At 31.8% G+C, this 8,522-nt stretch carries 8 protein-coding genes; 3 read left to right on the forward strand and 5 right to left on the reverse strand.

Annotation, left to right across the window (positions count from 1 at the left end; genetic code table 11):
- Window positions 1-2: 2 nt before the first annotated feature.
- The 3 genes from B2145_RS06120 to B2145_RS06130 are packed head-to-tail and all read right to left on the reverse strand — an operon-like array spanning window position 3 to window position 4,223.
- Entirely contained in the window at window positions 3-1,154 is a 1,152-nt protein-coding gene (locus B2145_RS06120; RefSeq protein WP_291099694.1) for an AAA family ATPase, read from the reverse strand.
- Window positions 1,151-2,302 (reverse strand): DUF262 domain-containing protein, encoded by a 1,152-nt coding sequence (locus B2145_RS06125; protein WP_291099696.1) that lies wholly within the window; start codon window positions 2,300-2,302, stop codon window positions 1,151-1,153. Before B2145_RS06125 ends, B2145_RS06120 begins: the two co-directional genes overlap by 4 nt.
- Before the next feature lie 58 nt (window positions 2,303-2,360).
- Window positions 2,361-4,223 carry a DNA topoisomerase IV subunit B gene (locus B2145_RS06130; RefSeq protein ID WP_291099698.1) on the reverse strand — a complete coding sequence of 621 codons (1,863 nt, stop codon included), beginning with the start codon at window positions 4,221-4,223 and terminating at the stop codon, window positions 2,361-2,363.
- Window positions 4,224-4,725: 502 nt separating this feature from the next.
- On the opposite strand from B2145_RS06130, the gene B2145_RS06135 reads away from it, so the two are divergent.
- The 3 genes from B2145_RS06135 to B2145_RS06145 all read left to right on the forward strand — a co-directional run bounded on the left by B2145_RS06135 (window position 4,726) and on the right by B2145_RS06145 (window position 6,611).
- The gene (locus B2145_RS06135) at window positions 4,726-5,454 is read left to right on the forward strand and encodes a DUF2971 domain-containing protein (RefSeq protein WP_291099701.1); all 729 of its coding nucleotides are present in this window, start codon (window positions 4,726-4,728) and stop codon (window positions 5,452-5,454) included.
- A gap of 152 nt (window positions 5,455-5,606) precedes the next feature.
- Entirely contained in the window at window positions 5,607-6,089 is a 483-nt protein-coding gene (locus tag B2145_RS06140; protein WP_291099704.1) for a hypothetical protein, read from the forward strand.
- 6 nt (window positions 6,090-6,095) lie between these two features.
- Window positions 6,096-6,611, forward strand: a complete 516-nt coding sequence (locus B2145_RS06145) for a hypothetical protein (RefSeq protein ID WP_291099707.1) — start codon at window positions 6,096-6,098, stop codon at window positions 6,609-6,611.
- Here the strand turns inward: B2145_RS06145 and B2145_RS06150 are convergent.
- Both B2145_RS06150 and ychF read right to left on the reverse strand, forming a co-directional pair.
- Complete coding sequence (locus tag B2145_RS06150; protein WP_291099710.1) at window positions 6,608-7,129, reverse strand: NADPH-dependent FMN reductase; 522 nt, start codon at window positions 7,127-7,129, stop codon at window positions 6,608-6,610. The genes B2145_RS06145 and B2145_RS06150 overlap by 4 nt on opposite strands.
- Window positions 7,130-7,295: 166 nt before the next feature.
- Entirely contained in the window at window positions 7,296-8,390 is a 1,095-nt protein-coding gene (ychF, locus tag B2145_RS06155; RefSeq protein ID WP_291099713.1) for a redox-regulated ATPase YchF, read from the reverse strand.
- Window positions 8,391-8,522 lie beyond the last annotated feature (132 nt).

The raw sequence follows: 8,522 nt of genomic DNA on the forward strand, positions 1-8,522 counted from the left end.
TTTTAAAAGTCTAATAAAAATCGTCTGTCAATAGAAAACTGGTCAAAAAAACCTTTAGGAGGATATCGAATAAGTCCTTCTTCTTCTATCTCAATTTTTGTAGGCTTTGTACAATGCTCATTTTCATCTCTATCAAAATGATAAATACTTATATTATGCCTATCAATTCCTTTTTCTCCTTGTTCAAATTTTTTAGATTGTACTAAAATTCCATTGATAATATGGTCAGAATGAGTTTCTAAAATAATTTGAATACCAGCTTGAGCGGCTAAACATATTAATTCAGTAAGTTTTGCAATTCCATTAGGATGAAGATGGGCTTCAGGATTTTCAATGATAATTAAAGCTCCTTTTTGAGCGGAAAGAATTGCTACAAGAATTGGCATTACATAACTTAAACCAAACCCAACATTTGTAGCTTCAAAATTTTTGGTTTTTTTTGTAGGGCTTGCTTCTGTTTCAAAATTATATTTCAACAAAAATCCTAATTTACCAATATCCTCAATTTCAATATTTATTCCTGCACTTATACTTTTTTCCCAAGCAATAACTTGTGCGGCTAAATCAGTATATTTGGATATTTCATCTAATTTACAAATTTCTTGTATTACCTCTTCGTCTTTGTATTTATCCAAAAAATGAACAAAATATTCTGCTTTACCTTCAAGAACTGATATTTGCTTATGGACTCCTACAATTTTATCGTCTTTTTCGTATTTTTCTTGTGGTCCAAATCTAGATGCACCAATATACTGAAAATTAGTATTAAACAAACTTTCGCTGAATATTGTAATTGATGTTTTACTTTTCTCTTTATTGAGTGAAATAAAAGTTTTTACCTTTTCTTCCGCACTTTTTGCTTCATATAAAAATGATAATTCTTCATCGGTTGTACTTAAGTCAATCTGAAAACTATCATTTTGACTAAATTGATAAATGGCATCATTTGGAGTTCCTATCTTTACTGGGTTTGACTTTAAATCTAATATGTCAAACGATTTATCTTTGATATAAGCTTCTCTTAAAAGTAAAAATAACTGAATAGCTGATGATTTCCCAACACCATTATTACCACATAAAACTGTTAAATTCTTTAAATCAAGAATTGTATTTTTATGTGATTTAAAATTTTGAATTTTTACTTTTCTAATCATTGTAAAAATTTATTTAAAAATTCTCTAAACTTTTCATTTCTTGTATTAACACGGTCTTTTGCTGCGGTTCCAGTTGTTATTGAATCCCAAAACTTATTAGATAAATTATTCTGAAATTTTATAAAATCATTAAAAAACTCTTCTTTTTTGTCTAGTAGAGTCTTTCTTTCTTTATCATTCAGTCTGGAAAAAGCAACACTAATTACTTCAAATAGAGGTTTATTAATAAAACTTCTACCCTCTTTAGCGTCTTTAATTTTTCTAAATGCGTTTTTTCCAAAAATAGAATAGCATAAATTTAAAGAATTGTTGAAATCTGTTTTTATTTTATTTAATATTTCTGGCTCATTTTTAATTTCTTTTGTTCCTAAAGTGATAAACCTATCCATATCAGGTTCATATTTTGTATAATCGATTAAATAAAACGCAATAAATCTAGATATAAAATCTAAATCTTGTTGTCTTTTTGATTTTATTGAACCATCTGTTACTTTTTTAAACAATATACCTTCCTCAGTTTTATCCGAAATTAAAGACTCCAAAAAATCAACCTTATAACCTTGAAAAAGAGCCGTTCTAATTTCTTGGGCTTTTAATGGTGTGTCTCCTTGGTTTATTCTACTAAAAATAGTATATTTCACTTCATCAGGAGTACCTTTGCCTATCAATGTAATTGTTACTTGATTTGAATTAATCCTTCTTTTTATATCTTTAGATAAATCATCCCAGGTTTTATCATTATATTCAGTAAGAAATTCTAAATTCTGAAGAATCAATTTGTTTTTATTCTTCCCAACCTCTCCTTTTCCCATCATAAAATGTTCTAATGTACTCATCCGCTGAAGCCCATCAACAACAAACCACTTTTTATCGTCTCGTTCATCAAAATAAAACAAAGGAATAGGTAAATCAAGCATTAACGACTCAATAAATCTACTTTTTTTGGTTTCACCCCATAAGTTTGGTAACCTTTGATATTTAGGAATTAGTATCTGTCCATCCTCTAATAATTCAACTAATTGTCCAATATTTCTTGGTACAATTTTTATATTAATTTCAGACGGATTAAAAGGGACTTCAATCTTAATATCTTCATTCCCTTCTTCTGTCTCAATATCACTATCCAATTCTTCTTTATCTTCATTCATATATTTAATATATTCAGGTTTTTTCAAAGTTATAATAAAATTATCAATCCCAATAAAACTAATTCGTTTCTATCGTATCCAATTCCACCTTCAAATTCTTGATGATAAATTCCTGTCTGTCCGGCGTATTTTTTCCCATATAAAAAGACAACAACTGCTCCACCGAAGTGTTTTTGTCCATCATAATGGGATCCAATCGAATGGTTTCTCCAATAAAATTCTTGAATTCGTCTGGCGATATTTCACCCAAACCTTTAAATCGAGTGATTTCTGGTTTTGGTTTTAATTTTTCTATGGCTGCTTTTCGTTCTTCTTCGGAATAGCAATAAATGGTTTCTTTCTTGTTTCGAACCCTGAAAAGTGGCGTTTGCAAAATATACAAATGCCCTTCCTTGATTAATTCGGGGAAAAATTGCAGAAAAAACGTAATCAATAACAATCGAATGTGCATTCCATCGACATCGGCATCAGTGGCGATTACAATGTTGTTGTAACGCAGATTTTCCATATCGTCTTCGATGTCCAAAGCCGCTTGCAATAAATTGAATTCTTCGTTTTCATAAACAATTTTCTTGCTCATTCCGTAGGAATTCAATGGTTTCCCACGTAAACTGAAAACAGCTTGCGTGTTCACATCGCGAGATTTAGTGATGGAACCAGAAGCAGAATCTCCCTCGGTAATGAAAAGCGTGCTTTCGAGATTTCTTGGATTTTTCGTATCGGTAAGATGCGCCCGACAATCACGCAATTTTTTATTGTGTAAATTCGATTTTTTGGCTCGGTCTTTTGCCAATTTTCGAATACCGGAAAGTTCTTTTCGTTCCCGTTCCGCTTGCATAATTTTACGCAAAAGCGCATCGGCAGTTGCCGGGTTTTTATGCAAATAACTGTCTAATTTATTTTTCACAAAGTCATTGACAAATGTTCGAACCGATGGCATTCCGGGCTCTGAACCCATATCGGTCGAACCTAATTTGGTTTTGGTTTGCGACTCGAAAACCGGCTCCATCACTTTGATGCTAATCGCAGTTACAATGGATTTTCGCACATCCGAAGCTTCGAAACCTTTGTTGTAATATTCCCGAATGGTTTTCACGATGGCTTCGCGATAAGCGGCCAAATGCGTTCCTCCTTGGGTGGTATTTTGTCCGTTTACGAAGGAATGGTATTCTTCGCTGTATTGGGTTTTACTATGTGTCAAGGCAATTTCGATGTCGTCACCTTTCAAATGAATGATTGGATATTCGAGATCATCGGCGTGAATGGTTTCTTCCAACAAATCTTTCAATCCATTTTCAGAAAAATATTTTTCTCCATTGAATAAAATGGTCAAACCATTGTTGAGATAACAATAGTTTTTGAGCATTTTGATTACATATTCATAACGGTATTTGTAATTCTTGAAAATCGCTTCGTCCGGAATAAAAGTTACTTTGGTTCCTTTTCGTTTGGTCGTTTCGATAATATCTTCGTCCAAAACCAAGTTTCCACCTGAAAATTCGGCAGCTTTTTGCTTCTCGTCACGAACCGATTCCACACGGAAATAATTAGACAAAGCATTCACGGCTTTTGTTCCAACACCATTTAAACCTACGGATTTCTTGAAAGCCAACGAATCGTATTTTCCACCGGTATTCATCTTGGAAACCACATCAATCACTTTTCCAAGCGGAATTCCACGACCATAATCGCGAACGGAAACCGTTTTGTCTTTGATAGTTACCTCGATGGTTTTGCCCGCTCCCATAACGAATTCATCGATACAGTTGTCGAGGACTTCTTTCAGCAGAATGTAAATACCATCGTCAGGCGAAGAACCATCGCCAAGTTTCCCGATATACATTCCGGGACGCATACGAATGTGTTCTTTCCAGTCGAGTGACCGAATATTGTCTTCGGTATATTGATTTTGATCGGACATTTTTAATTTTATCGAATTTAACTACGTTCAGTTCGGTCTTTGCTTTTCGCACAGACCTCGAGTGTGCTAATGTAAGGTATAAGTATAGATTTTAAAAGCAGAAAACACCAAAGTTATTAAGAATGTTTTTGACAATGGATTTAGGATTGCAGATTGAGGATTTTATATTTAAAATTTGAGATTAAAATTTTAAATGTAACCTTTCTTGACAGCCCTAACTTTATGTCTCTAATTTATAATTTTCTTTATTAGGACCACAATCTAAAGTATTTCAAGGAAAATTGCTCCCGCCATCCGCTCTATCTTGTGGCGGCATAAATGCCCGCCGCCACAAGGATGCCACTGCTGTCGAGGGTAGAAAGAACGAATAAAGGTTTTAAGAATATTTTTTTAGGATTGTGTAAGGAAAAACTAAAATAAAGAACTGTAATTCAGAAAAGTTGTATAAATTTGGAGTTATATTCTGATTGTTGGCAATACTGAAAACACTTTAAATTAATAAATGTCAAAGATTTATCACTATACAAAATTAAGCACTGTAATTGAATTTATTTTGCCTTCAATGTCATTAAGAACAAACTTTTTAAACAAAATGAATGGCCCTAAAGAAAACCAAGAATGGTCTTTCGGTGGAATAAATGTTCCTTATGAGATTATGTATGCTGATACATATTCGGACAAAACACACATAACCTGTATGTATAAATTTGGCGAAGAAATAAAGTCAAAAATTCAAGCACTTTGTTTTGTTCACACAGATATAAATGATGGATATGAAAATGAAATGATGTGGGCTCAATATGCTGAAAATCATAAAGGAGTTTGTATTGAATTAGATAAAGAATTGTTTATTAAAGAAAATAGCCACATAGACATTTTCAAGTTCCAAAATGTAGAATATAAACCAAAGAAGGACAAATGGATTCATTGGAATAGAGATATGTCTAAAGATGAAAATATAAACCAATTTATTAAACGAGATTTCGAAAATTTGTTCCTATCAAAATCTCATTATTGGGAAAAAGAATATGAAAAAAGATTATTAATTATTACAAATGATTATTGCCAACTAAATATTAAAGAATCCCTAACAGGGATATATTTTGGACTATTTACAAACTTGAATTATGATATAGCAATACAACAATACATTGACTCTTTAAAAACAAAAACATATAGTGTATATTTTGAAGACAATAGACTTAAAAAAATGGAAAGAAAAAGTAAATAAAAAATATTGTACGCAAAATTATATAAACGCAATAGCCAGTAAAGTGCTAAAATGAAAAGTTAGCTAGTAAAAAACCCGGCACTGCGTTTATACAAGACCATTACGTTACCAGCATTTTTGCCACCAAAAAACATTAAATTAAATAAAAAATAATGAATTGTGAACTGATTTTAAATATTTTCATAAGTGTCTTTTCAGGAATATTAACTTCATTATTAATTTTTGCATTTGTAAAAATATTTAATAAAATTATTATTCCTTGGTATCAATCAATAATTTATAAAGGACTTGATATTAGTGGAGAATGGAATGAAGAACATAATTATGAAAACTTATTTAAACAAGAATCAAAAATTATAATTTCACAAAATGCAAATTCAATTAAAGGCAAAATAATACTTGTAAAAAAAACTGAAGAAAAAATTATTGATTTAAAAAACTTTAGTTTTACTGGGGAATTTTATAACAATTATCTTAATATAACTTGTTGGAATGAAAACAAACGTCAAATTGGAACACATAATTATTTAATGCAAATAGAACGGGACGGAAAAGAAATGGACGGATTTAAAACTTACTTTGATATTGGACATAGAAAAATTCGTTCGGAAGAAGTTTCTTGGAATAGAAAATAGAAAAAAATGAAAATAGAAAAAGCAATTACAATTTTAGAAGAACAAAAAACTAAAATCTCAGACGGAATGGAACCAGATATTTGGCAACAAACAACTTCTGAAATATTAAAAAAAATATTTCCAAAAACTGGAGAATCAAAAGCTATACAAATTTTCAAAATATATTTTATTCCATTATATCCTAATGATTCTTTTAAAACTAAAAATATTCTTACAAAAGTAACTGAAGAAGCAAAAAAATATATGAATGAATATATTAGTGAACTAAAAAACTTTGGAATTGAAAAATTAATAGACGAACATCCATTTATTCAAATTATTAAAAACCCATATTTTTATTTGGTAATTGTAACATTTATCAGTGGTTCTTTTTTTTTAGGTAAAGAAATTGGAATATCTAGATTTGATAGCGAGAAAATAGAAATGCAAAAAGTAATTGATAAAAAGGAAATTGAAATTAGACTTCAAAAAGAATCGATAATAAAACTTGAAAATAAATTGAGTAAATCAATGAAAAATTAAAATCCTCCAACAATCTCTCTTAACTGTTTATCCAATTCCTGATTTGAGATTTTACCGTTTTCAACATCAAAATTATCATAGAAACTAGGCAATGAGAATGTCGCTTTTATATCGGCTCCATAACGAGGCAAAGCATTTCTTGCGATTTCAAGAACGCTTGCCCCACCTCTTTTTCCATCGGAAGTAGCCATAAGAAGCATTGGTTTTTGTTGAAAAACTTTAACGTTTATTCTGGAACACCAGTCAAAAACATTTTTGAAAGCCACAGAATAATTTCCGTTGTTTTCTGCAAGGGAAACTACCAAAATATCGGCACTGGAAATTTTGTCCAGAAATGCTTTCGCCAAAGGATGCTGACCGATTGCTGCCTCGATATCGACACTGAATAACGGCATTTGGAAATCGTTTAAATCCAATACCTCAACTTCGGCATTTTCGAAGAGATGAGCTGCGTAAGTGGCCAGTTTTTTATTGATGGAGTTTTTGCTGGGACTTCCACCGAAGGCGATTATTTTCATGGTGAATAATTTTTATTAAAAGTAATAAAAATTGAAACTCAGAGGACATAAATTAATGTGGATTGATGATTTGGAAAGTGACAGAATATGATAGGCTCAAAAAAAACCTGCAAAATTGCTCTTGCAGGTTTGTCCCTCGACTGCGCTCGGGATGACCGTTTATAATTTAAACGTTAAATCTAAAATGCATCACATCACCATCTTTCACAATATATTCTTTTCCTTCCACTTTGAATTTCCCAGCTTCTTTGGCTTTGGCTTCCGAACCATAGAAAACGAAATCTTCATACGAAATCACTTCGGCACGAATAAATCCTTTTTCGAAATCAGTATGGATAACTCCTGCAGCTTGCGGTGCAGTTGACCCTACATTGATAGTCCAAGCACGAACTTCTTTTACTCCTGCTGTAAAGTAGGTTTGTTGTTTTAATAATTTGTACGCCGCACGAATCAAAACTGATGCGCCTGGTTCTTGCAATCCTAAATCTTCCAAGAACATTTTGCGTTCTTCAAAAGTTTCCAATTCGGTAATATCAGCTTCCGTTCCAACGGCCAAAACGATAACTTCGGCATTTTCGTCTTTTACCAATTCCCGAACCTGATCCACATAAGCATTTCCGTTTACCGCAGAATCCTCGTCAACATTACAAACATATAAAACCGGTTTTGATGTGATTAATTGGAAATTTTCCATTAATTCTTCTTCATCAATATTCTTTGTTTCAACCGTTCTGGCCGATTTTGCCTGAAGCAAAGTTTCTCTGATTCTGTTTAATAAGCCTTCTTCAACAATTGCTTCTTTATTTCCAGTTTTTGCTGCGCGTTTTACTTTATCCAACCGTTTTTCGACTGTTTCTAAATCTTTCAATTGCAACTCAATATCGATAGTTTCTTTGTCACGAACAGGATTTATGTTTCCATCCACGTGAATAATATTATCATTGTCAAAACAACGCAATACATGAATGATCGCATTACATTCTCTGATATTTCCAAGAAATTGATTTCCTAAACCTTCGCCTTTACTGGCACCTTTTACTAATCCTGCAATATCTACAATATCTACAGTTGCCGTTTGTACACGCACCGGTTTTACTAATTCTTCCAGTTTTTCCAACCTTGGATCCGGAACATTTACTACTCCTATATTAGGTTCGATGGTACAAAACGGGAAGTTGGCACTTTGCGCTTTTGCATTTGACAAACAATTAAATAATGTTGATTTTCCAACATTTGGTAATCCTACAATTCCTGCTTTCATGATATTTTTGTTTACGACTAACCGTTTACTGCTAAAAGTTTTAATGTTTACTTTAAAAGTTTGCAAATATAAGATTTATTAAATGCCTGATAAGCAAAAACTATAGTTTAATCATAGCTGTCCGAACATTTT

This window comes from Flavobacterium sp. UBA5153 (genome assembly GCA_002413745.1).
Taxonomy (GTDB): domain Bacteria; phylum Bacteroidota; class Bacteroidia; order Flavobacteriales; family Flavobacteriaceae; genus Flavobacterium.